Source organism: Halorussus gelatinilyticus (genome assembly GCF_023238445.1).
Lineage (GTDB): Archaea > Halobacteriota > Halobacteria > Halobacteriales > Haladaptataceae > Halorussus > Halorussus gelatinilyticus.
On sequence record NZ_CP096658.1, the window covers coordinates 774008 to 797365 of the forward strand.

The 23358-nt window shown below is 58.2% G+C and carries 18 protein-coding genes and 1 pseudogene; 10 read left to right on the top strand and 9 right to left on the bottom strand.

The features are described 5' to 3' along the window. Positions 1-120: 120 nt before the first annotated feature. From M0R88_RS04025 to M0R88_RS04035, 3 genes are all read right to left on the bottom strand, one after another. Complete coding sequence (locus M0R88_RS04025; protein ID WP_248655684.1) at positions 121-285, bottom strand: HVO_A0556 family zinc finger protein; 165 nt, start codon at positions 283-285, stop codon at positions 121-123. Between the two features lie 107 nt (positions 286-392). Continuing rightward, entirely contained in the window at positions 393-1124 is a 732-nt protein-coding gene (locus M0R88_RS04030; RefSeq protein ID WP_248655685.1) for a sugar phosphate nucleotidyltransferase, read from the bottom strand. 140 nt (positions 1125-1264) lie between these two features. Continuing rightward, positions 1265-1708 (bottom strand): VOC family protein, encoded by a 444-nt coding sequence (locus tag M0R88_RS04035; RefSeq protein ID WP_248655686.1) that lies wholly within the window; start codon positions 1706-1708, stop codon positions 1265-1267. A 1546-nt stretch (positions 1709-3254) separates the two neighbouring features. Between M0R88_RS04035 and M0R88_RS04045 the strand changes: the two genes are divergently transcribed. From M0R88_RS04045 to M0R88_RS04055, 3 genes are all read left to right on the top strand, one after another. Further along, positions 3255-4457, top strand: a complete 1203-nt coding sequence (locus tag M0R88_RS04045; protein WP_248655687.1) for a Cdc6/Cdc18 family protein — start codon at positions 3255-3257, stop codon at positions 4455-4457. Positions 4458-4742: 285 nt separating this feature from the next. After that, positions 4743-7127 carry an STT3 domain-containing protein gene (locus M0R88_RS04050; protein ID WP_248655688.1) on the top strand — a complete coding sequence of 795 codons (2385 nt, stop codon included), beginning with the start codon at positions 4743-4745 and terminating at the stop codon, positions 7125-7127. A 133-nt stretch (positions 7128-7260) separates the two neighbouring features. Then, positions 7261-8247: an SDR family NAD(P)-dependent oxidoreductase gene (locus M0R88_RS04055; RefSeq protein ID WP_248655689.1), complete on the top strand. Its 987-nt coding sequence runs from the start codon at positions 7261-7263 to the stop codon at positions 8245-8247. Between the two features lie 22 nt (positions 8248-8269). On the opposite strand, the pseudogene M0R88_RS04060 reads toward M0R88_RS04055, so the two are convergent. Continuing rightward, positions 8270-8813 (bottom strand): annotated as a pseudogene (locus M0R88_RS04060) (3-hydroxyacyl-CoA dehydrogenase NAD-binding domain-containing protein); the annotation flags it as partial. Between the two features lie 266 nt (positions 8814-9079). Between M0R88_RS04060 and M0R88_RS04065 the strand changes: the two are divergent. The 6 genes from M0R88_RS04065 (at position 9080) to M0R88_RS04090 (ending at position 15309) form a co-directional block, all read left to right on the top strand. After that, positions 9080-9757, top strand: a complete 678-nt coding sequence (locus tag M0R88_RS04065) for an IS6 family transposase (RefSeq protein WP_248655690.1) — start codon at positions 9080-9082, stop codon at positions 9755-9757. A gap of 439 nt (positions 9758-10196) precedes the next feature. Then, on the top strand, positions 10197-11597 hold the full coding sequence (locus M0R88_RS04070) for a sugar transferase (protein WP_248655691.1): 1401 nt from the start codon (positions 10197-10199) through the stop codon (positions 11595-11597). 425 nt (positions 11598-12022) lie between these two features. Next, complete coding sequence (gene aglF, locus M0R88_RS04075) at positions 12023-12772, top strand: UTP--glucose-1-phosphate uridylyltransferase AglF (RefSeq protein ID WP_248655692.1); 750 nt, start codon at positions 12023-12025, stop codon at positions 12770-12772. 53 nt (positions 12773-12825) lie between these two features. Continuing rightward, positions 12826-13812: an SDR family NAD(P)-dependent oxidoreductase gene (locus M0R88_RS04080; protein ID WP_248655693.1), complete on the top strand. Its 987-nt coding sequence runs from the start codon at positions 12826-12828 to the stop codon at positions 13810-13812. 83 nt (positions 13813-13895) lie between these two features. After that, positions 13896-15020: a glycosyltransferase family 4 protein gene (locus M0R88_RS04085; RefSeq protein ID WP_248655694.1), complete on the top strand. Its 1125-nt coding sequence runs from the start codon at positions 13896-13898 to the stop codon at positions 15018-15020. A gap of 25 nt (positions 15021-15045) precedes the next feature. Next, a complete protein-coding gene (locus tag M0R88_RS04090; RefSeq protein ID WP_248655695.1) occupies positions 15046-15309 on the top strand; it encodes a hypothetical protein in 264 nt (87 codons plus the stop codon). Here M0R88_RS04090 and M0R88_RS04095 read toward each other — a convergent pair. Next, positions 15262-16434, bottom strand: a complete 1173-nt coding sequence (locus M0R88_RS04095) for a hypothetical protein (protein ID WP_248655696.1) — start codon at positions 16432-16434, stop codon at positions 15262-15264. The two genes, M0R88_RS04090 and M0R88_RS04095, sit on opposite strands and share 48 nt — an antisense overlap. Positions 16435-16484: 50 nt before the next feature. Next, entirely contained in the window at positions 16485-18386 is a 1902-nt protein-coding gene (asnB, locus tag M0R88_RS04100; protein ID WP_256468580.1) for an asparagine synthase (glutamine-hydrolyzing), read from the bottom strand. 149 nt (positions 18387-18535) lie between these two features. Here asnB (M0R88_RS04100) and M0R88_RS04105 point away from each other — a divergent pair, with 149 nt between their 5' ends. After that, a complete protein-coding gene (locus tag M0R88_RS04105; protein WP_248655697.1) occupies positions 18536-19633 on the top strand; it encodes a glycosyltransferase in 1098 nt (365 codons plus the stop codon). On the opposite strand, the gene asnB (M0R88_RS04110) is transcribed toward M0R88_RS04105, so the two are convergent. From asnB (M0R88_RS04110) to M0R88_RS04120, 3 genes are all read right to left on the bottom strand, one after another. Then, positions 19630-21483, bottom strand: a complete 1854-nt coding sequence (gene asnB / locus M0R88_RS04110) for an asparagine synthase (glutamine-hydrolyzing) (RefSeq protein ID WP_256468581.1) — start codon at positions 21481-21483, stop codon at positions 19630-19632. The genes M0R88_RS04105 and asnB (M0R88_RS04110) overlap by 4 nt on opposite strands. A gap of 208 nt (positions 21484-21691) precedes the next feature. Continuing rightward, positions 21692-22600: a glycosyltransferase family 2 protein gene (locus M0R88_RS04115; RefSeq protein ID WP_248655699.1), complete on the bottom strand. Its 909-nt coding sequence runs from the start codon at positions 22598-22600 to the stop codon at positions 21692-21694. A 12-nt stretch (positions 22601-22612) separates the two neighbouring features. After that, positions 22613-23269, bottom strand: a complete 657-nt coding sequence (locus M0R88_RS04120) for a class I SAM-dependent methyltransferase (RefSeq protein WP_248655700.1) — start codon at positions 23267-23269, stop codon at positions 22613-22615. Positions 23270-23358: the final 89 nt, after the last annotated feature.

Here is a 23358-nt window from a genome sequence, read left to right on the forward strand (position 1 = left end):
TTTCTGCGGACCGTTCGTCGTGAACGACAGCCGTAGCTGTGAAGCAGTAAGCCACCGGCGAAAATCGGCGGAATCGCAGTAATCGGTGTCTGCGAAATCTGCGTGGAGGGCAGAACGGTCCTACCAGACGCGAGCGGCGGGCGTGCCGCACTCTTCGCAGACGACCGCGGCGTCGCCCTTGAACTCCTCGCGGGCCAGAGAACCCGTCGCACACCAACTGCAGTCGTCGCCGACGAGCGCACCGAGAACCGCGTCCGACGCGTCTTGCGAGGTTACCTGTTGCATCGTTCGGAACAGAACGGCACCGCTATTTGAAAGTACCGGAATTGTCACGATGATTGACACGGTGGCGACGGGACCGAGCGGCATTGTCGGACGCTCCGACGCGTTTGTCAGTCGCGCTCGCCGACGAGTCTCGCCGCGGCGTCGCGGTCGGCGGGCGCGTTGACGTTCACGAACTCGGCGTCCGTCCGCATCGCCTCGACCCGCGCGCCCGCTCGAATCAGGACGCCGAGCGCGTCGGCGAGTTCGTACTCGCCGCGCGCGGACGGCCGGAGAAGCGAGATCGCGTCGAAGACTTCGGCGGGCAGGACGTACGCGCCCGTCGTCGCCAGCGTCGATGGCGGGTCGGCCGGTTTCTCCACGATGTCGGTGACCCGCCGGGGAGCTCCCTCGTTCCCGTCCTCGACCGCGACGACGCCGGTCTCGCGCGCCGTCTCGGGGTCCACTTCCTCGACGGCGACCACCGCGTCCACGTCGGGGTCTCGCTGGCGGGCGATTTGCGCGCGCAAATCGCCCGCGACCACGTTGTCACCGTTCAACACGACGAACGGACCATCGACGTGCGACTCGGCTTGGAGGACGGCGTGGCCGAGTCCCGACTGCTGGTCCTGTTCGACGTACGAGAGCGGGAGACCTGCGGCGCTGTCGCCGAAGTACTCCCGAATCGCGTCGCCCTCGTAACCCACCACGACGACTATCTCCTCGACGCCGCTGTCCGCGAGCGTCTCGAAGACGTGCGCGAGGAGGGGCCTCCCGGCGACCTCGACCAGTCCCTTGGGCGTGTCGTCGGTCAGCGGCCGGAGGCGGGTCCCCTCGCCCGCGGCCGGAACGACTCCGAGCATACCTTCGGCTTGGAGTCGAAGCGACCTGTACCTGCCGACCGTCCGAGACCGCCTCGGGCCGACCGAGACAGCGCGCCGGACCGCGCGTTCCTGCGGGTCGTTCTCCCGGTCGGCCGGTGGCGCTCGCCGCACCTACGGGCCTACGCTTCGAGAATCTCCACGAGGTTGCCCTCCGGGTCGCGAACGAACAGGATTTTCGTCCCGCTCGCGGTCGTCTGCGGTTCGCTCACCGTCTCGACCGCGGGCGGTAGCTCGTCGTAGAAGCCATCGAGGTCCGCGACCGCGAGACCGAGGTGTTTCGCTCCCGGCTGGTTGACGCGCTCGGCGGCCGCTTCGTCGCCTTCGGGGTCGTACGCGACGAGTTCGACGCGGGCGGACCCGGCGTCGAGGTGCGCGAACTCGCCGGTCGCGCCCGGCACGCCGACGCCCTCGGCGAACGCCTCGCCCGAGACCGAGAATCGGTCGAGTACGTCGAGACCCAGCGCGTCACGGTAGAACGCGACCGCACGGTCGAGGTCCGTCACCGTCACGCCGACGTGGTGTGCAGTTGGGTCGGAGCGGTTTTCGGTTTGTTCTGTGGTCATGTAAGGGAGACCGAGAAGGATGCGGAAAGCCCTGTCCGTTTGACGCTGTGCTAGTGATTCACGAAGCGGTTCTACACCCCTCTGGCACGTGCGTTCGGCGCGAAGATGGCCGTGAGGACTTCCAAATGCTACTCTACAAATCGACTCTCTTCCGGAAGTTACGGCGTCTAGAGGGGGTGTAAACCAGAGTATGGATAGTGAATGAGGTTCGGTCGCGCGAGAGAGTGCGCTTTCGCTAGTAATCTGCTTATAGTGTTCCAATACGACGTTCTCCGAGAGATGTGGTCGTCGGTTCCGACGCCGTGAGACCGGTTCTGGTAGCGGCAGAGTAGCGTCGTCAGGCGTAAAATCAGAATTCACCGGTACACCTCCTGTTTTACCGGCGAATTCAGGTGATTCGGGATTCGTACCGCTAAGCACCTTAAATCAGGCTGCTACAGGAAGAACAGCATTCTGTGGGCCTCTACCCCTCATTTCCGTCAGGGTAGTATGAGAGTGATAAAGATACATTCTAAGCGCGTAGTGGCGTGGTTTGAGAAAACAGCAGCCTACACCCATCTAGTCGCTCGAAAAATCCATTTGAATCATGGGCCACTCTAGCGCCTCATATTCTACATCCGGTACTTAGCGCTTCGTTCTGCCGTCTGAAGAACCACGTAGTTCCCCTCCCTTTCTCTAAACGGGTCAGAAGACACCACCCATTTGCTACACCCCTCCTCGACACCGCTTCTTTCGGCTTATCTACGGGGTGTAGAGGAGGGCAGCAGACGCTATTGGGTCTTTCCGGGCAACTGGTCCAGTGGCGTCTTGTAGAAGCGAGTGTACGCACGGGTCTTTCGGCCACCTCAATCAGCGGATCCAAGGAGACTGTTGATTTGATGTTCTGGTCGAAAGCAAAGGAACTCACCAGCTACGAGCCGACGACCATCCGAAAAGGCGTCGGAGCGTTCACTGAATGGTACCGAGGGAATGGAGGATGGTACGAGCCGCTTGTCCAGAATTGTTGACTGACTGCTCTTACTTTCGGGGAGTTAAGCTCGCTATCGGACCAGAGTAACGGCATTTGAGGGCCGTTCGTAGTCTCTCAGTCGGTGTTTCCTTCATCTATCTTCGTATCGAAGGTGTTCAGAGTTCCCCCAATAAAAGACGCTTTCCGGTTGACGGACGACGGTGCAGCCAAAAAGTGAGACACACCCCACAACGAGTGAATATTTAAGAACGGAATTCTTGACCGAGGCCAACTCGTAGCGATACACCCAGTAACGAGTAAAACCCTCAAAGTTAGCTTCGAATGTTCGTTTACAGCGTCTACAACGAATGAAGAGTAGGCTGGAGAAACACTACAAATGAGAGATCGTCTTCGTAGAGAGACACTCATTCATTGCTACCCCTATGGTTTCACTCGTTCCAAGGTGTGTCTATTACGTGTGTTACACATATAAACAAATATTTCTCCACATCTTAGTCTCGATCGTGGGGTTTTGAAGTGATTCACTCGTTAGGTGGCATCGCTATATTTAATACATAGTAGTGGGAACGGCCTGTAATGGAAGACTCGTCTAAGTCGGATTTTGACGATATATTCGAGACAGGAGATATCTTTGCAGATCGTGAACTACTTCGTGTCGGCCACGTTCCGAAACTAAACCGAGTTGTCGGCCGTGATGAAGAGGTGCGAGAAGTCGGTAGTGCACTCGGACCGGCGACTCAAGGTGGACCACCAGAGACGATAATTATATACGGAAAAACTGGGACTGGAAAGTCCCTCGTGACGAGGTGTACGACCCGGGAAGCTCATCGGAAAGCTCTTGAGAACAGTAGCTCGTTCCAATATTCCTACATCGACTGTTCGGACTATCAGACCGAAGCCAAAGCCAGTCGAGAAATGGCGCAGGAGTTATGTGAGAATCTTGGTGCAGATGTCAATGTTCCCCGTGTCGGAATAGCGTCATCAGATTATCGTGATATCGTTTGGGAGTTGCTTGACGAACACGGGATCGAGTCCTACGTGGTCATCCTCGACGAAATCGATAAGCTCGAAAACAACGAGATTCTCCGTAGTCTCTCACGTGCACGCGAAAGCGGAAAATCTGATGCTCACGTCGGCGTGATTTGTATCAGTAACAAAATCGGATATCGGGATCGATTGAACGAGCGTATCGACTCTAGTCTTCAAGATAACGAACTCTTCTTCCATCCGTACGACGCAAATCAGCTTCGCAACATCCTCGAAAACCGACGAGATGCGTTTACGGAAGGCGTCCTCGAAAGCGATGTGATACCCAAGGCTGCCGCTCTTGCTGCACAGGAACACGGTGACGCTCGAAAAGCAGTCGATATCCTCTATGAAGCGGGACGACTCGTGGAGAAGGCTGGCGATGAAATGGTTACGGTCGAACACGTCGATGACGCGCAGACGAAGGCCGAAGTCAACCGCTTTCGAGAACTCATCAGCGGGACGACGCCCCACGTGAAACACGCACTTCGAGCATTAGCGTTACTTACAGAAAATACGACGCAGGATACGTTTCGGACGCACAAAATCTACGAAACGTACAAGCGATTAGTTCAACAAGAAGGCGGGGATGTCCTCTCTGAAGACCGAATCTATCGGTTGCTCAAAGAACAGTCCTTCCTCGGAATCATCGAGAGCAACCATACTGGTGGCGGGTTAGGTGAGGGAAGCTACCTCGAACATCGACTCCTCGGTGATTCCCAAGTCGTCACCCAAGCCCTAACTGAAGAATAAGCAACGCTCACTCGGTATGGGGTGTGTCCCCCCTAAACGCTATTACACTCGTTGTGAGGTGTGCCTCGGGATGGTTCGCTCAATACACGGTGTACTAGTAAAACTCACCGTCTAGCACTACACTCGTTATCGGGTGTGTCTGAGAAGCTTGATTCTCCACCAGTTCAGCGTAAAACCCACATACAATCGAATTTGTAAATAGACATAGTAGCGATAGTGCGCCAGAAAGAGTTGTCGTAAACGAGTGTCGTAGGGTTTATACACTATTCACGTTACGCAACCACCATGAGTAGTGTACGCGAGGCGACCGAGGACCTCCTCGGGGAGAAACCCGACCTCGAATCGGACCTCCGCGAGGTCCTCGCGGTAGACGAGCGCGCCGACGGCTGGGCATTCGACGACGTGCCCGTGGACTCCGGCGCCTTCGGCGAACTCGTCTCCCGCGACATCGTCGCCGAGAACGGGGACGGCTACGAAGTCGCCGACCCCGACGCGGTTCGGGCGAGCCTCGACGGAGACGCCGAAACCGTGGCCGACGCGGACGCGAGCGGCCCGACCCTCCCGTCGCTCTCGCTCGAATCGCTCCCCTCGCTGTCGCGGCTCGAAGCGGGCGGACTCGCCGCCGCGCTGGCGTTCGTTCTCCTGATGCGAACGTACATCTTCCCGACCGTGTTCCGCGGCGAGTACGTCGTCCTCCCTTCGAACGACCCCTACTACTACCGCTACTGGGTCGAACAGCTCTCGGCGGAGGCGGCCGGCGTCTTCGACTTCAGCGTCCTCTCGGGCCTGCCCGGTGCCGTGGCGAAGAGCGAACCGCTGATGGTCGGGACGCTCTGGTGGTTCACGAACCTTTTCGGCGGGGCCGACGCCGCCGGGCGGGTGCTGGCGTGGTACCCCGTCGTCTCGGCGCTCGTCGTCGCCGCGCTCGTCTACGCGCTCGCGGTCCGGGTCACCGACGACCGCCGGGTCGGTCTCGCCTCGGTCACCTTCCTCGCGGTAATCCCCGCGTTCGCCTACCGGACCGGTCTCGGGTTCGCCGACCACCACGCCTTCGACTACCTGTGGCTCGCGCTAACCGCGCTCGGACTGGTCTGGCTCTCGGACGTCGAGCGCGAGGACCTCTCCTCTCCTAAATCGTGGCTGGCCGCGACCGCGCTCGGCGTCGCGGTCGCCGGACAAGTGATGGCGTGGGAGGCCGGACCGCTCCTCGTCGGCGCAGTCGGCGTCTTCGCCGCTGTCCGGGCCGCCGCGGACGTGCGCGCCGACCGGTCGCCGCTCGCCGCGAGCGCGTCGCTCCTCGCCGGACTCGCGGTCGCCACCCTACTCTCGCACCTCGCGCACACCGGCTTCGGATGGCACACCGACGTAGTGGCCTACTCCCCGGCGCTGTTGCTCGTCGGAGTTCTCGCCGTCTCGCTTGCCGGCGAGGCGGTTCGGCGGGCGGGGATGCCCGCGTTCGTCCTCGGCGGAGCGGAGGTCGCGGGCGCACTGAGCGCGCTAGCGCTCCTCCAGTTCGTCCTGCCGACGTACGCGAATCGGTTGTACCGTCAACTCGACTTCCTCCTGTTCAAATCCGGCGCGGCCGAGACTCAGTCTCTCTTCGCGGGCGGTCCGGCCGGATTCTTCATCGGCCCCATTCTCGAACTCGGCTTCGCGTGGCTGCTCGCGGTGCCGACGCTCGCGCTGCTCTCGTGGCGAGCGTACCGACGCGACCACGTCCCGTGGCTGGTCGTCTGCACGTACGGCTGGTACTTCCTCGTGCTTGCGGCGTTCCAGCGCCGATTCGTCGGCGAACTCGCACCGTTCGCGGCGGTGTTGGCCGGTTACGGCTTCCTCGTGTTCGCCGCGAAGGTCGATTTGCTCTCGCAGTTCGGCTTCGGCGAGGACGACCCGCGAGCCGAGAACGATGCGGACGGTTCCACTCGACGCACGCTCGGACTCCCCGACAGAGGGACGGCCGCGACGCTCGCGGTTCTGCTGCTGTTTCTCGTCAGCGCGGGCGGCGTCCAGACCGCGGTCCGTCACCAACAGGTGAAGATTGTGGACGACAAATTCGAGGCCGCGACGTGGATAGACGGCTACGCAGAGCGACAGGGCTTGGAGTACCCGAACAACTACGTCTTGAGCAAGTGGGGCCGCAACCGGATGTACAACTACTTCGTCAATGGCGAGTCAAGGTCGTACGGCTTCGCGTATCGACGGTACGCACCGTTCCTCAGGTCATCGGACCCCGCGGCACAATATCAAAAGTTGCACGAAAAGGTCGGCTTCGTCGTGACGAAGAACGTCAATTTGAACGGGCGGGCCGCACCGAAGATCAACTACGCGAGATTCCACAAGCGGTTCGGAAGCGCCGGACCGAACGGTGCCAGCGGTGCCGGCCACTACAAGGCGCTCTACGCGAGCGACGACGGGTCGGTGAAGGTGTTCTCGCTGGTGCCGGGCGCGAACGTCACCGGAACCGTCGGGGAAAACGAGACGGTAACCCTCTCGAAGAAAGTCGAAATCGAGGGCGCGTCGTTCACGTATCGACGAAGCATTACGGCGGGTCCCGACGGCGACTTCTCGGTGACGGTTCCCTACGCGGGGACGTACTCCGTCGGCAACCGGACCGTCGAAGTTCCCGAGAGCGCCGTCGAGAACGGCGGTAACGTCACCGTCGGCGCGTAGCAGTCGGTAGACTGTTCCGTAGTCGACGTAACGTGTACGACCGGGTAACCGACTAGTAAACACCGGATTCCGAAGATTCGGCCTGTAAGCTACCCAGTGGCTTTTTGCTATTCGCGGTTGCGAACAGTAGGTGATGCGAATACTCGTTACCGGCGGTGCCGGGTTCATCGGCGGCCACCTCGCGGAAGGGTTCGCCAGCGACGGCCACGACGTGGTCGCGCTCGACAACTTCGAGCCGTTCTACGACACGGGAATCAAGGAGCACAACGTCGAGGCGGCGCGCGAAGCGGCCGCGGAAGGCGACGGCAGTTACGAACTGGTCGAAGGCGACGTGCGCGACGAGGAAGTCGTCGGCGAGCAGGTCGCCGACGCCGACGTAATCTTCCATCAGGCCGCCCAAGCCGGCGTCCGGACCAGCGTCGAGGAGCCCCAGAAGGTCAACGACATCAACGTCTCGGGCACGCTCAACGTGCTGGAGGCCGCCCGAAGTTCGGACACCGAGCGCGTCGTCGTCGCGTCGTCGTCGTCGGTGTACGGTAAACCCGAATACCTGCCCTACGACGAGGACCACCCGAACACGCCGGTCAGCCCCTACGGCGCCTCGAAGGTGGCTCAGGAGCAGTACGCGCGCGTCTACAACGAGGTCTACGGCCTGCCGACCGTCTCGTTGCGGTACTTTACGGTGTACGGCCCGCGGATGCGCCCGAACATGGCCATTAGCAACTTCGTCTCGCGGTGCATGAACGGCGAGCCGCCGGTCATCTACGGTGACGGCACCCAGACGCGGGACTTCACCTTCGTCGGCGACGTGGTGGAAGCGAACCGGACGCTTCTTGACACCGACGCGGCTGACGGCGAGGCGATGAACGTCGGGAGTACCGACAACATCGAGATTCGGGTCTTGGCTGAGGAGATACGCGACCAACTCGCGCCCGACCTCGAACTGGAGTTCGGCGAGCGCAACGACGCCGACGCCGAGCATACGCACGCCGACATCTCGAAGGCCAACGAACTCATCGGCTACGAACCGACAACGACCATCCGAGAGGGCGTCAAGCAGTTCACCGACTGGTACCGGGCAAATCGGGAGTGGTACGAACCGCTCGTCCGGAACTCCTGACTGGTTACTTAGATTTCCTGAAGATGTCGAGGGCAAGTTCAGTTCTAGTGCCAAGGACGACCTTGTCTGGGTCCCGGAAGTCCGCTACCGCGCTCCCCTTCCGGAGGAACTTGGGGTTCATCGCCATGTGGAAGTCTTCGTCGAGCGTCTTCCCAGAGGTATCGGCGGGTATCGGGGCGACGGTCTCCTCGGTGGTGCCGGGAACGACCGTGGACTTGACCACGACTAGATGCGAGTCGTCGGAGGATAGCGCCTCACCGAGCGACTGCGCGCCCGCTTCCATGATGTCGAGATCGATGTCCTCGCGGGACGGTGTCGGTAGTGTGAGGAACGTGACGTCTGTTTCCCGAACTGCAGCATAGTCGGTGGTCGCCCGCAGTCGGCCCCCCACCGTATTCGGCGACGAGGTCGTCGAGGCCGAGTTCGTGAATCCGAGCGTCGGCCGCGTTGATGGAGTCGACAAGTTGCTCGTCGATATCGATGTTCGTCACCTCGTGACCATAGTCGGCGAAGCAGGCGGCGACAGTGGTGCCGACGTAGCCGCTCCCGACGATGCTGACGTTCATTACCGGATGTGTTTGCGGGAGTTTTCTTTAGGCTTCAGGTCTTGGAGGGTGAAAGCCAGCGTGCAGTTGGTGAGATACTCGCGTTGGTTGCGCTCTATCTCGGTCACAGACGACCCTACTTAGACGCGTAGGGGGAGTGGTAAATCCGAGACCCATGTCAAGGTCATCTGTATTAGCAACAAAATCGAATACCGTGACCGATTGAAGGAACGCGTCGACTGGCACTGTCTAGTTAAGGAGCGAGCAGGTCAAAGAGCTAGTTGTTCATGCTACTCTCAAACCTGCTCAGAGAGACGTTAGATACCGCGACTCTTGAATGTTGGCAGCGGGAGCGGACGGCGACGCCCGTCAGGGCGTTCGCCGTCCGGCTCCACGCTGCTGGCTGTTCGCTCAGAGAAACAGCAGCGATTCTTGAGCTCCTCGGCGTTGAACGGACGCATGGAGCGGTTTGGAACTGGGTGCATCGGCTGGCTGACAGCGTCGGCGACCCGCCGTCGGCGACGCCGACGCGGGTCGCGGTCGACGAGACCGCTGTCCGGATTAACGGCGAGTGGTCTTGGGTGTACGCTGCAATTGACCTCGAAACGAAGGTGCTACTTGATGTCGCCGTGTTTGGTCGGCGTGGCACCGATCCAGCGGCCGCGTTCCTCCACGGTCTCACCCAGAAACACGATTGTTCAGAAACCGTGTTTCTGGTCGATGGTGCAGGCTATCTGACTGCCCTCTCTCGATTAGGATTGAGCGGTCACCTTGAATATGTTGACCGAAACCACATCGAAAAGTGGTTTCACACCCTCAAAATGAGAATTGACCGCTTCCATTCGTCGTGGGTGGGCAGTCGGCCGAGCGTCCGCCAGTGGCTTGCATCGTTTGTTCATTACTATAACTTCCAGCGACCGCACCAAGCACTCGATGAACGCACGCCAGTCGAGGAGGAAAACTAGACAGTGCCCGTCGACTTTAGTCTACAGGACAATGAACTGTTCCTCCTCCGAAACATGGCGGAGATGCCGTCTTTGAAGATTGAGTCTATCGACTTCTCAAAGAACAGTCTTTCCTCGGGATAATCTAGAGCAATCACACCGGTGGTCAACTCGGGGAAGGGGTTACTTGGAACACCGACTTCTCGGTAATCCTCCAGTCCCACCCTAGCCTTAGTTGAAGAACAAGCAACGTTCACTCTGTACGAGGTATGCCTCGGAACGGTTCACTCGATACGAGGTGAATAGTGGACTGACCGTCCAACAGTACCTCGTTGTTGGGTGTGTCTGAGAATTCCAATAGTCTAAATAATTGCCACGGTGCTGTTAAATGAGGGAGTATCGACGGAAAGCCGTATAGAGATAACAGGTTTTAAGCTATAGCAATATCCCAAATCGGGTGATGGTCTCCGGGTTCCGGTATCGAGTGGTAAGCGTCGTCGGCGCGGCGTTCATCGCGGCTATCGCCGTCTTGATGGCGAATGCCTCCTCTTTACAGACTCTGTTTACGACTGCGGTCCCGGTGTTCCGGCGACTGCCACCAACCGTGTTGACCGGGAACAAACTCACTTTAGTCGTCGTGACGACGACGCTCGTGGTCGTCGGCAGTTTGATGCCGCTGTTCAAACCCAGGCCCCGACGGATACTCGACACAATCCTCCTCGCCCAGCGGCGCACGGTCACCGCCTGCCTCGCGCTCGCCACTATCGGGTACTTCGACTATACATATCGGCTTCCCCGATCTACGCTCGTACTGGCGACAATCGGCCTTCTTATCGGCCTTCCGGCGTGGTTTGTCGCAATTCGCCGACGGCCGGTCGAAAAAGAGCGAGCGGTCATCGTCGGTGACGACTCCGAAGAGATTGCCGACGTGCTGGACGAAATCGACGTACCGGTTGTCGGCTACGTTTCACCGCCGAGTCCGTACTACACCGGCCACAATGGAGTTTCGAGCGAGCGTGCCGTCACCGACGGCAGCGGTGAGGCGTTGCTGGAGGACTTGGACTGTCTCAGCGGTCTTTCGCGTCTCGAGGAAGTGCTTGTCGATTATAATGTGGATACGGTGGTGCTGGCATTCGCCCAGCCCGATCGGGCGGAGTTCTTCGGCGCGCTCGATACCTGTTACGAGCACGGCGTCGACGCGAAGGTCCACCGGGAGCACGCGGACGACGTGCTGACGACGACTACGCGCGGGGACGAGGTGCTCGTCGACGTCGAACTCGAACCGTGGGACTGGCAGGATTACGTGTTCAAGCGGGGGTTCGACGGGGCGTTCGCTTCGGTTGGGTTGCTGGCGTTTGCGCCGTTCCTAGTGGTGATTGCAGTCGCAATCAAAATCGACAGTCCTGGTCCGATTCTATACAGTCAGGAGCGGACGGCGGAGTTCGGGGACACGTTTACCGTCTACAAATTCCGGACGATGATTCCCGAGGATGAGTCGGTGATGCCCATCGAAGACGAGGCGAACGACCGCATCACCCGCGTCGGGCGCTTCCTCCGTAAGACGCATCTTGACGAAGTGCCCCAACTCTGGTCGATTCTCGTCGGCGAGATGAGCGTCGTCGGACCTCGGGCTGTCTGGACCGACGAAGAGCAACTGCTGGAGGAGACGACCGACATGTGGCGCAAGCGCTGGTTCGTCAAGCCAGGACTGACGGGGTTAGCGCAGATCAACGACGCCAAGAGCACGGACCCAGCCGCGAAACTCCGATACGATCTCGAATACATCCGCCGCCAGTCGTTCTGGCTCGACGTGAAAATCGTGGTTCGGCAAATTTGGAAGGTATTTGCCGACGCCTTGTAGTAACTGGTCGAGTCCTACTACAACGAATCCGTCTACACCCTCGAAGTGTCATCGTTGATTCCGTTGTCGGACATCTCGCTCCACCGTGTCGCAGGCTTTATCTGGGCATCACGTTATTCAGCCACCATCCACCATGACTGACGTACGCGAGGCGACAGACGGAGTCCTCGCGGAGAAACAAAACCTCAAATCAGACTTGCGTGAAGTTCTCTCTGTCGACGAGCGCACCGACGGATGGTCCTTCGACGACGTGCTACTCGACTCGGGGACGTTGGGCGAGTTTCCTTGTAGAAGCTATTCTAATTTCTTAGCCTCTATTGACAATTTTTTCTCTGAACAGTGAGCAACGCGGCCGCTGCCGTTCGACGTGTGATAGTTACTCGGAGTCTAAAACTATTTAACACTCGGTGAGTGTCCACGTGTATATGAAAGCCGTCGTGCTAGCTGCCGGAGAAGGAACCCGACTTCGACCCCTAACTGAGGACAAGCCGAAGGGAATGGTCGAAGTGGACGGAAAGCCGATCCTCAACCACTGCTTCGATCAACTGGCCGAACTGGGGGCCGACGAGTTCGTGGTTGTAGTGGGATACCGCAAGCAGGATATCATCGAATACTACGGTGACGAGTATGACGGTATCCCCATCACGTACGCTCACCAGCGTGAGCAGAAGGGACTTGCTCATGCATTGCTCACGGTTGAGGAACACATCGACGACGACTTCATGCTCATCTTGGGCGACAACATCTTTGACGCGAATCTAGGTGACGTGGTCAAACGCCAACGGGAGGACCGCGCGGACGCGGCCTTCCTCACGGAGGAAGTTCCGTACGAGGAGGCGAGTCGATACGGGGTGTGTGATACCAACGACTACGGTGAGATTACCAACGTGGTTGAGAAACCCGAGAACCCGCCGTCGAACCTCGTGATGACTGGCTTCTACACCTTCACGCCCGCAATCTTCCATGCATGTCATCTGGTCCAACCGTCGAACCGCGGCGAGTACGAGATCAGCGAGGCCATCGACCTGCTCATCCAGAGCGGCCGGACGATAGATGCAATTCGGATGGACGGTTGGCGAGTAGACGTCGGATATCCCGAAGACCGGGACCGGGCAGAAAGCCTCCTTCAGGGTGAGGAGCCAGAGCCAGAGGTAGCGGAAGTGTCGTCCGACTGACTTCCGGTTCGAACTCGGTGGTTTTTTCTTGACTCGATTCCCGGCCGGTAGTAATGAGAATACTCGTCACCGGTGGCGCGGGATTCATCGGCGGCCATCTCGCCGAAAAGTTCAGCCGCGACGGCCACGACGTAGTTGCGTTTGATAACTTCGAGCCGTTCTACGACGTAGGTATCAAAGAACACAACGTCGAGACGGCGCAGAGAGCTGCCGCGGAAGGCGATGGAAGCTACGAACTGATAGAGGGCGACCTCCGCGATGAGGAGGTAATTAGCCAGTACGTCGCCGAAGCTGACGTTATCTTCCATCAAGCGGCTCAGGCCGGCGTCCGTGCCAGCGTCAAGGAACCTCAGAAGGTCAACGATATCAACGTCTCGGGCACGCTGAACGTGCTGGAAGCAGCCCGGGATTCGGAGACCGAACGAGTGGTAGTGGCAAGCTCTTCATCGGTGTACGGCAAACCCGAGTATCTGCCCTACGACGAGAATCACTCGACGACGCCCGTGAGTCCCTACGGTGCCTCAAAACTTGCCCAGGAGCAGTACGCGCGAGTCTACAACGAGGTCTACGGCCTGCCAACCGTCTCGCTGCGGTACTTCACGGTGTACGGCCCGCGGATGCGCCCCAACATGGCCATCAGCAACTTCGTCTCGCGATGTCTTAACGGCGAGCCACCGGTCATCTACGGCGACGGGACTCAGACGCGAGACTTCACCTACATCGACGACGTGGTTGAGGCTAATCGAACACTCCTCACAACCGACACCGCCGACGGTGAGGTCCTGAACATCGGTAGTACTGATAACATCGAGATTCGGACGCTGGCCAAGGAGATACGTGACCAACTCTCCCCGGACCTTGAATTGGAGTACGACGAGCGCAACGACGCCGACGCCGAACACACCCACGCCGACATCTCGAAAGCCAACGACCTGCTTGGATACGAACCCACGATGACCATCCGCAAGGGCGTCGAAGAGTTCGCCGACTGGTACCGGGAGAACCGAGATTGGTACGAACCGCTTGTTCGTAGCTCGTGAATGCAAGTACAGTGACTCAAAACCGACGGAAAACGCTTCGAGACCAATAGAGTATTAACGACGGGACAGGAGGAACGAACCGAATGCGGATTCTCCGAGTCGCACAGAAAGTGTATCCGGACGTAAAGGGTGGCGGACCGTACCACGTCCACGCAATGAGTCGGGATCAAGCCGATCGGGGCCACGATGTGACTGTACTGACTGTCTCTGACGACGACTCGAAACCCCGTCGAGAGGAGCGTGACGGGTACACCGTGGTTCGTCGGAAGCCGACAGCCGAACTGCTCGGAAACGACATCTCGAGTGGAGTTGCCAAGTTCTTGGCCAGTGCGGGCGACTATGACGTAATCCACGCCCATTCACATCTATACTTCTCGACGAATCTCGCAGCCCTGAAGCGGCGACTCGGAGACATCCCGCTGGCAATCACGAACCACGGCCTCTACTCACAGAACGCCCCCGAGTGGGTGTTCGACGCTTACCTTAAAACCGCAGGCCGTTGGACGTTCGATAGTGCAGATGTCGTGTTGTGTTACACTGAGGAAGACCGAGAGCGGGTGCAGGGGTTTGGCGTCAACACCGATATTGAAGTCGTGTCGAATGGTATCGACCAGACACGATTTACACCAGAGGGGCCAAGAAGCGATCTCGTGGATTCCGACGGGCCGGTCGTACTCTTTGTCGGGCGGTTGGTTGATGGCAAGCGGCCGCAGGACGCAGTTAGGGCGTTCGCAGGTGTCCACCGAGAGCATACCGACACCGAACTATACCTTTGTGGCGACGGCCCGCTACACGACAAACTACAGACGCAAGCGGCCGAGCTCGGCGTCTCGGAGGCAGTCACGTTCCTCGGTCACGTCTCCTACGACGAGATGCCGAAAGTGTACCGATCGGCGGACATTCTGGTACTTCCGAGTCGGGCAGAGGGACTTCCCCGGACCGTGTTGGAGGCGTTCGCGGCCGAGACCCCGGCCGTAACAAGTGACCTCGAACATGTCGCGCCGGTCGTTCGCCACGCCGGGAAAACGTATCCCACCGGAAACACCGATGCGTTTGAGGACGCGCTCAGCGAACTACTCTCGAACCCTAAGCGTGCGAAGTCACTCGGTGAGGATGGACGCAAACTGGTCAACTGCAGGTTCAGATGGGAGGAGACTGTCACTAAGACAACTGCCGCGCTCGGTCGCATCTCGAAGGTAAAGAACTAACAAGTACAGGGGTCCGATACGAGGTATGGACGTAGTACGTACCGTCCGCGAATCGAACATCTATGCGGTCGTATCGACGTTGCGCCGGTGGGCACGGGGAAGCACAGTACTATCGATGCTTACTCGGGAGGAGGTCCTTCAGGGCCTTCTCGCCATCGTATTGATCGTCAGTACCACCCGTGTCGCTCTCACCAACCTCAACGCGGCAGTGAAATTTCTGAGTTTCGTCGTCCTCTTTCTATTAGTGGTCGTCATCGCGTTGCCGTTCACCGAACCATCGTCGGAGTGACCGACGCCGCCGTTCGAGTACTGGCGAGGCGAACACGACCAGCAGGAACATGAACGGAATTCGGTGTCTGACGGTGGTTCCGAAGTTGGAGTCGATAAGTCCGTATCCCACGATTCCGCCGAGATAGACGGTCAGTAGGAGGGCCAAGACGCTCTCATTGGTCTCACACGCGGCCAGAGACCGATACGCGGCGACAGTTAGGACAACCAATAACGGTAGTTCGAGTATAGCCAACAAGTCGAACGGAGAGTTTACGTGTAATGGAAACGGAGCGAACTGGAAAAACAGGGCGCGAACCGGTGCGAGGAGTAGAACATCGGTCCACGAATCGTAGGTCACACCGTCAAGATACACTGCACTTCCCGACGCCCGAGACGTGAGAATATCGTTGAGGGAAGCCAACGGGAATTCGTGAGTGAAGAGCAGGAAACCGACCACTCCCGTCGGGAGGACGGCCAGCATCAACGTCACAAACGAAATTTTGTGTCGGGCGACAGTGTCAAGGACCGACACGATTCCAGCGGCAATACTACCGACGAGGAGGAGGAGTGCCAACTCGGTGCGAAGAAGCAAGAGGCAACCGACTAGTGGAATTACAGCCAACCCGTGCCAGTATCGAGCGCGGGTGACGACGTTAGTGACGAGGACGAGAGTGACAAACAGCAGTAGTACCGAGAGAGTGTCTCGCATCGGTAACGTCAGAAAAAGAAACGGAAGAGGTGCGAACAACGCGAGTGCGGCGACGCCATCCGTCGAGTCGATGGCAGAGAGATACAACCTCCGAGATAGTGAAAACATCGGAATCGGGATTAAGACAGCCAGCAGGCCGTTGATTAGCGAGAGAGTCGTCGGACCGTCTCCGAAAATTACATACAGGAATCCCTGAAAGGCACCGAACGCATTCACGCTGACCGAATTCGACGGTAGCGAACCGGATGCTACCTGACTTGCAGCAGTGTGGAATGTCGTGATATCCCACTGATATGGAAGGGCCGGGATGACGAAAAGTGCTAGAAGGACGTGGCCGACAAGTGCGGCCCCACTTAGATGTCGGTACGTGCGACTCTGCGACCGGGTGGCAAACGCGAAAAGTAACAGAATGCTTAGTACCGTAACGAGTACCATCTAAAATGGGGGAGTTGACAGGAGGTTATATACTCACCGCTTTCGGGTGGTCACTCGGCCAACAGACCTCGACTTCTCATCCGTTGCAGCCACCGAGCGAACACGTAGACGCTCCAGAGGAAACGAGTGTGATCGCGTGAACCTTGGGCATGCTCCTCAAAGATGTCGAGAACCGCAGGTACGTCAAGGAGGTCGGTTTCGGTCGTTTCGACCGTTCGACGGAAATCCGAGGCGAACTCGTGTTTCAACCACTCCCCTATAGGAACGTCGAAGCCTTGTTTCGGTCGGTCAAGTATCGCATCTGGGAGCATATCGTTGAAGGCTCGCTTCAGGACGCGCTTGCGGTCACGGGAGGTGATTTTGTAACTGGTCGGCAAACTCATCGCGTATTCGACGACATTCGTGTCAAGGAAGGGAACTCGGACTTCCAACGAGTTGTACATACTCGCGCGGTCTACCTTTCGGAGCATCTGATTAGGCAGTGAGTGAAAGGTGTCGACAGCCTGGATTCGGCTGAGTGAGTCACGCCTCGTTCGTGGGAGGAACGATTCCTTGTCGTCATGATGGTGTAAGAGACTCTCCCGGCCCGCTACGACGGGAGACGCTTCGTCGAAGGCAGCCGTAGTTTCTTCGTCTGGGAGTCGAATCCACTCGAAATGTCGGTCAGAGACCGACTCAATTCCACCACGAGTGAACTTCTGGGCTTTCCTTGCGACCTCTCCGAGTTTACTCCCGCGCGAAGCAGGGAGTCGTCTAACCAACGGCTCAACCAATCGATGTCGGACAGGACCAGGAACTGCCCGGTAGTAGCGTGAGTAGTACTCACCGCGATACTTGTTGTATCCGGCAAACAGTTCGTCCGCGCCGTCGCCCGAAAGAGCAACTTTCACCTCGTTGCTCGTCTTGCGGGAGACGATATAGGTCGGTAGGAGTGATGGATCGGCGAACGGCTCCCCCATCGCGTCGACTACCTCCGGGATGACCTCCCGAACGTCCGTCGGAGACACCGTGAACTCGTGATGGGCCGTGTCGTGGTAGTCAGCGACTCTTCGGGCGGCCCACGCCTCATCGAATAGTGATTCGTCGAATCCGACAGTAAAAGTCCGAATGGATGAGTCGGATAGTTCTGACATCGTTCCGACCACAATACTGGAGTCGATACCGCCACTCAGAAAGGCACCTAGTGGTACGTCGCTCTGTAACCTGCGTTCGACGGCCCGTTCGACGTTCGAACGTAACTTCGTCGCTGCTGCCTCTATCGATGATGGTGATGACGGCGAAACCGAGGGCGTGTAGAATTGTTCGTGACGGATCCCTTCTGCAGATATCACCGCCATGGTTCCTGGTTGAAGCTTCGTGACATTCTCGAACGGGGTATGTGGTGCAGGAACGAATCCAAATGCGAAGTATCGAGCGACGGCAGCTCGGTCGAGGCCGCCAGCGTCCACATCGCTTTCAAGCACCGTCGAGAGCTCGGAACCGAACGCGACTCGACTGTCATCGTTCGAAGCGACGACAAGAGGTTTGATGCCCATTCGGTCGCGTGCGACGACGACTCGCCGCCGGTCGGCGTCCCAGAGGGCGAACGCGAACATGCCGTCGAGGCGTTTGACGAACTCGGGGCCTTCCTCCTCGTAGAGGTGGACGAGTACCTCCGTGTCGGTGTCGGACTCGAAGCGATGGCCAGCGCGCTGGAGCGTCTCTCGAAGTGAGCGGTAGTTGTATATCTCCCCATTGAAGACGACGGCGACCGACCCGTCCTCGTTGAATATCGGCTGTCGCCCGCCGTCGAGGTCGATAATACTGAGACGGCGGTGAGCCAACCCGACTGGACCGTCACGGTAAATACCGCTGTCGTCGGGTCCTCGATGGGTCTGACAGTCGTTCATCCGACGGAGAGTCTCCTCGTCGGGCTTGTCGTTCGGATCGAAGACGCCTGCAATGCCACACATAATTGATGTCCAGACGAGGACCGAGACGACGGTCCGAATCTAAGTTCGGCTGGTCGCCGCCCCGAAATAGCTGTTTCGTTTTAATCCGTCAATCGAGTCGAAGGGGAGTCGTTATACGGGTCGAATCATTTCTCTCGAACGAGATTCATATGTCGAAAACCGAGGTTTGGTACCTCATCGGCACCTTGGCGGTTGGTGGGACCGAGCGGACGCTCGTCGATCTGGTCAACAACCTGAACCGGACGCGCTTCGAGCCGACCGTGTGGACGATAACGGAACCCGGACCGCTCGCGTCCGAACTCAGCGATGTACCGGTTCGCTCGCTCGGTGCTACTGGTAAGCACGACGCTCGCGCTCCAGTTCGCTTCTTCCGCGCACTTCGCTCCGAACGCCCTGACGTACTCCAGTCATTCCTGTTCTTCGACAACACGCTGGCTCGACTGGCGTCACTGTTCGCTCAGGACGTGACCGTCGTTACGGGCGTGCGAGAGGTGCCTGACGACCCAAGTCTCGTCCGGAGTGCGGTTCGACGCGTCACGCTCCCGCTCTCGGACAGGGTCGTGTCGAACTCGGCCGCAGGAGCAACGTTCGTCATCGAACGCGGTGCCGACGAACGCGACGTGTCCGTGGTCCGAAACGGCCGGGACTTGAGCGTATATGAATCCGCAACCGCTTCCGAGGACGTGCGAGCTGGCATCGGCGTCCCGGAAGATGCACCGCTCGTCGGGACGGTCGGTCGGTTGGTCGAGCGGAAGGGCCATCACGACCTGCTCGACGCGTGGCCGACGGTACTTGACCACCACCCGGACGCACACCTCGTCATCGTCGGCGATGGGCCCGAGAGAGAGGCCCTCGAACGACACATTCGTCGAATCTCCAGCAAGAACACCGTCCACCTGACGGGGACGCGAGACGACGTGCCGGAGCTACTCGACGCGTTCGACGTGTTCGCGTTCCCTTCTCACTACGAGGGGCTTCCGGGAGCACTCCTTGAAGCGATGGCGGCCGGACTCCCCATCGTCACGACCCCGGTAGATGGAAACGCGGAACTGGTTCACGACGGTCGAAGTGGACGCCACGTCCCGGTCCGAGACCCTAACGCGCTCGCCGAGGAGTTAATCGACTTGCTGTCGAATCCCGACGACGCTGAAGCGCTCAGAACACGGGCCAAACAGCGTGCTAACGCCAACTTCAGCCTCGACACAATGGTCTCGGAGTTCGAGGCCCTGTACGACGCACTCGACTAACCGTCGACGAACCGCTCGTACCACTGTTCGAGCAGAACGAGGTCCCAGAGTCGGTAGCCGTGGTCAACTCGCCCGTCGACGTGTTCGTCGAACGTCTGCCGGAGTCCGCCCGCGTCGAAGGCTGTGCGCTCCCCGAGACGATCGAGGTTCTCGCGTGCAAACTCCCGTAGTTCGCCCCGAAACCACTCGTTTATCGGCACGCCGAAGCCCTGTTTCGACCGGGTGATGACCTTCTCCGGGAGAACGTCCTCGAACGCCCGCTTGAGAATCCACTTTCCGTTCCCGCGTCGCCACTTGTACTTGGCCGGGATGCGGGCCGCAAACTCCACGACCTCGTGATCGAGGAACGGCGATCGGACTTCGAGCGAATGAGCCATGCTAGCTCTGTCGACTTTCACCAGCAAGTTGTCGGGCATATATGTCTGTAAATCTACATGCATGATGCGGTCGAGACGCGTCGGGCCGTCCGAGTGCGCGAACGCCTCGCGGAACTGCGCGAGTTCGTCGTCCGGCACCGGTCCGCTCCATACCCGTTCGGCCTGTTCGCCGGTTGCGTGACAGATAAATAGCGCATATCTGTCGGCCGGGTCCCGGTCGGCGATTTCGAGCGCCCGCTTGGCGTAGTGGATGTGCTTCTGATTCCCGACGCCGTCTGGGAGGGCGTCGAGGGCGGTTGCAACGGGAGTGCGAACGAACTGTGGAATGCTATTTGCGGCCGAGACGACTCGGTCGTACGTGTATCGGTCGTACCCGGCGAAGTTCTCGTCACCAGCATCGCCCGTGAGCGCGACCGTGATGTCCTCCGACGCGACCTGTGAAACGTAATAGGTCGGAAGTGCGGACGGGTCGCCGAACGGCATCTCGTACTGCTCGACGATCTCGGGGAGCACTTCCATCGAGTTCGGAGTCACGGTGTATTCGTGGTGGTCGGTCCCGTACACGTCGGCAACCTCACGCGCGAACTCCAGTTCGTCGTACGCCTCCTCGTCGAAGCCGATGGAGTACGTTCCGATAGGGTCGTCGGCAACATCGTCCATGAGCGCAGCGACGACCGACGAGTCGATGCCACCGGAGAGGAAGACGCCCACCGGAACGTCACTTCGCATTCGGAGGCGCGTGGCTTCGTAGAGGCGGTCTCGGAGCTCCGACATAATCCACGACGGAGATTTCGAGAACTGGTCTCGATACGAGAGGTCCCAGTATCGGTCTCTGGTCGTGCCACTCTCGGAGACTATCATGTATTCGCCGGGCGAGAGCTGTTCGATTCCCTGAAACCCCGTCTTCGGCGTCGGGACGTACTGGTAGTTGAGATACGACCGGATAGCCGGGAGGTCGGGGCGTGCAGTAACCTCATCGTCGGCGAGTATCGCCTTGATACTCGAGGCGAACCAGAAACCGTCCTCGCCGTCGCGGTAGAAGAGGGGCTTCTGACCGAGGCGGTCCCGAGCGAGAAACAGTCGTTCGTCCGACTCGTCCCAAATGGCGAACGCGAACATCCCACGGAGATACTGGAGACAGTCGGTCCCGTACTCCTCGTAGAGGTGTAACAGGACCTCCGTGTCCGTTTCGGAGCGGAACGAATACTGGTCCACCCGTTCTCGGAGTTCTCTGTAGTTGTAGATTTCCCCGTTGAAGACGACATGGACGGTCCCATCGTCGTTGGCCATCGGTTGACGACCGGCTTCACTTAGGTCGAGGATGCTCAATCTGCGATGAGCGAGCAACGCCGGACCGGAGGCGTAGACGCCCTCGGCGTCCGGACCGCGATCTTCCATACACTCGTTCATCTCGTCCGCAAGTCTGGGGTCAGGGCGACCGTTGAACGAAATTTTTCCGCCTATACCACACATTAGTCTCTCTTAGACTGGCTTACTGACCACCTACTTGTGAGCGTGTCGGTTTGGGTTTAGACGGTAGCACTCACCCAACGACGTACCCGAGATTGTCGAGTGTATCTCCTCTGACAGAGAGTTGTAAACGAAACACGGATTTTATTTATGTGAAAGAAAAATTGTACGAGCGATTATAATCGCTATGATACAAAGTACAAAAGAGTTTCTAGATCTGGTCGTGAATATTTGAAATTAAATATCCAATTGGGTAGCCTGCAAAAACCAAGGCTTTAGATGGATATGGAATAACATCTCGGAGTAACTCTTGAACCGAGCGGCCTGAGTAGATGCCAAAACGGGTATAATGGACTGCACTTTTGAAGAACGTAAATGGGGCTTGGGGAATCCAGTTTGACTGTTCGTTTAACCGCATTTTGTGCCATTCATAATGACCCTCAGCGATTCCATCAAGTGATAATTTTGTGAGCTGGTCATCGTTTTCGTCCGGATAATAAATCCGGAACGCCTTGTTGACGTACCGGCGGGAGTACTGCTGGGCAACCCGATCCCAGACGAGATCCTCTGGAACGAATCGTTCATCAATATCCGGAAAGGTAAATTGCCGGAGAATGTCGGTTTTATGCATTCCCCATAACTCCTCTGAAATTCCGTATCTGTACCGGAGTTCAATCAGGTTTGTGTCCATTGGGCTATCAGGAAGTCGTTGACCAACGATTTCTCCGTCCGGTGTCTTGCAGTATCCCGCAACGCCAGCGAACTTGTTTCGTTGATCTTTTGGAATCTGCTCCCATTCATCAAGCATTAACTCAATAGCGTCTGACGGCATCGAATCGTCCGAATCGAGTGGGCTGAAGAATTGTCCATCTGCAAGTTGTACTCCGATATTGAATGCGCGGTGTTTCCCAGTTTTATCCTGAGGTTGCTCTACAAATCGGATTGGGAACTCTGCATTTTGCCGCCAAGTAGTGACCCTCTCTTTTGTTCCATCGTCAGATCTATCATCAACGATGAGCCATTCAAAGTCCTTACATGTTTGCTCTACTAGGGCGTTATAGGGGCGTTTCAAGGCCTCTCTGCGGTTATAGGTAGGGGTCCAGACTGTGACTGCTGGCATAGTCTCAATACCTTACTTTGAAGCCGCTGTTAGAATATCAATCCCACATTTCGGGTTATCCTCAAGTTCATTTATAACGGTAAACTCGTTCTGTTCAAGTGTTTCTCGAACTGCTTGGGTGGGTGCGTCAAAGCAGCCATGCGACTCGACGACGATCTCTCGGGGAGTCGGCCCTAGCCTCTCGATGATGTCGAGTTCTGCGCCCTCGCAGTCTAATGCCAAGACATCACAATCAGGGAGATTAGACGGGGTGACAGCCGACGCGCCTCCGAGATCGCCCTTCACAGCGATGTCAGGGCCGACAAGTGCGTGCTTAAGCGTCACCCTCCCTGAGACACCGTTCAATTCAATTGTTTCCTGTGCGCACTTATATCGCGATTTGCTGGCTTCATATGAGATTACACGTCCGTCCGGACCGGATTTAGTAGCGGCCGCGACAGTGGAGATTCCAAACCCGCCACCGACTACTACAACGGTGTCCCCCTCGGCTACCACATCCTGAATCGATTCGATGAATGGAGCCTCCCAGTCTGGGTCAACGTCAACGCGGTCGAAGAGTTTCGGTTTCCGGGCGGGATACCCATTATAGACACCAATCTTTCGAGGAAGACGCGGTCGAAGATGCCGATAGTATGTTTGTCGAATGGCGGTGTACAGCGTGTCTTTCATCTTATTCTGCATTGAGATGCCGCCTTCTTAAGCGTGCCTTTCAAGGTACAGTCAGGAGATTCGACGATACTACAGTTTGTTCCGTTGTT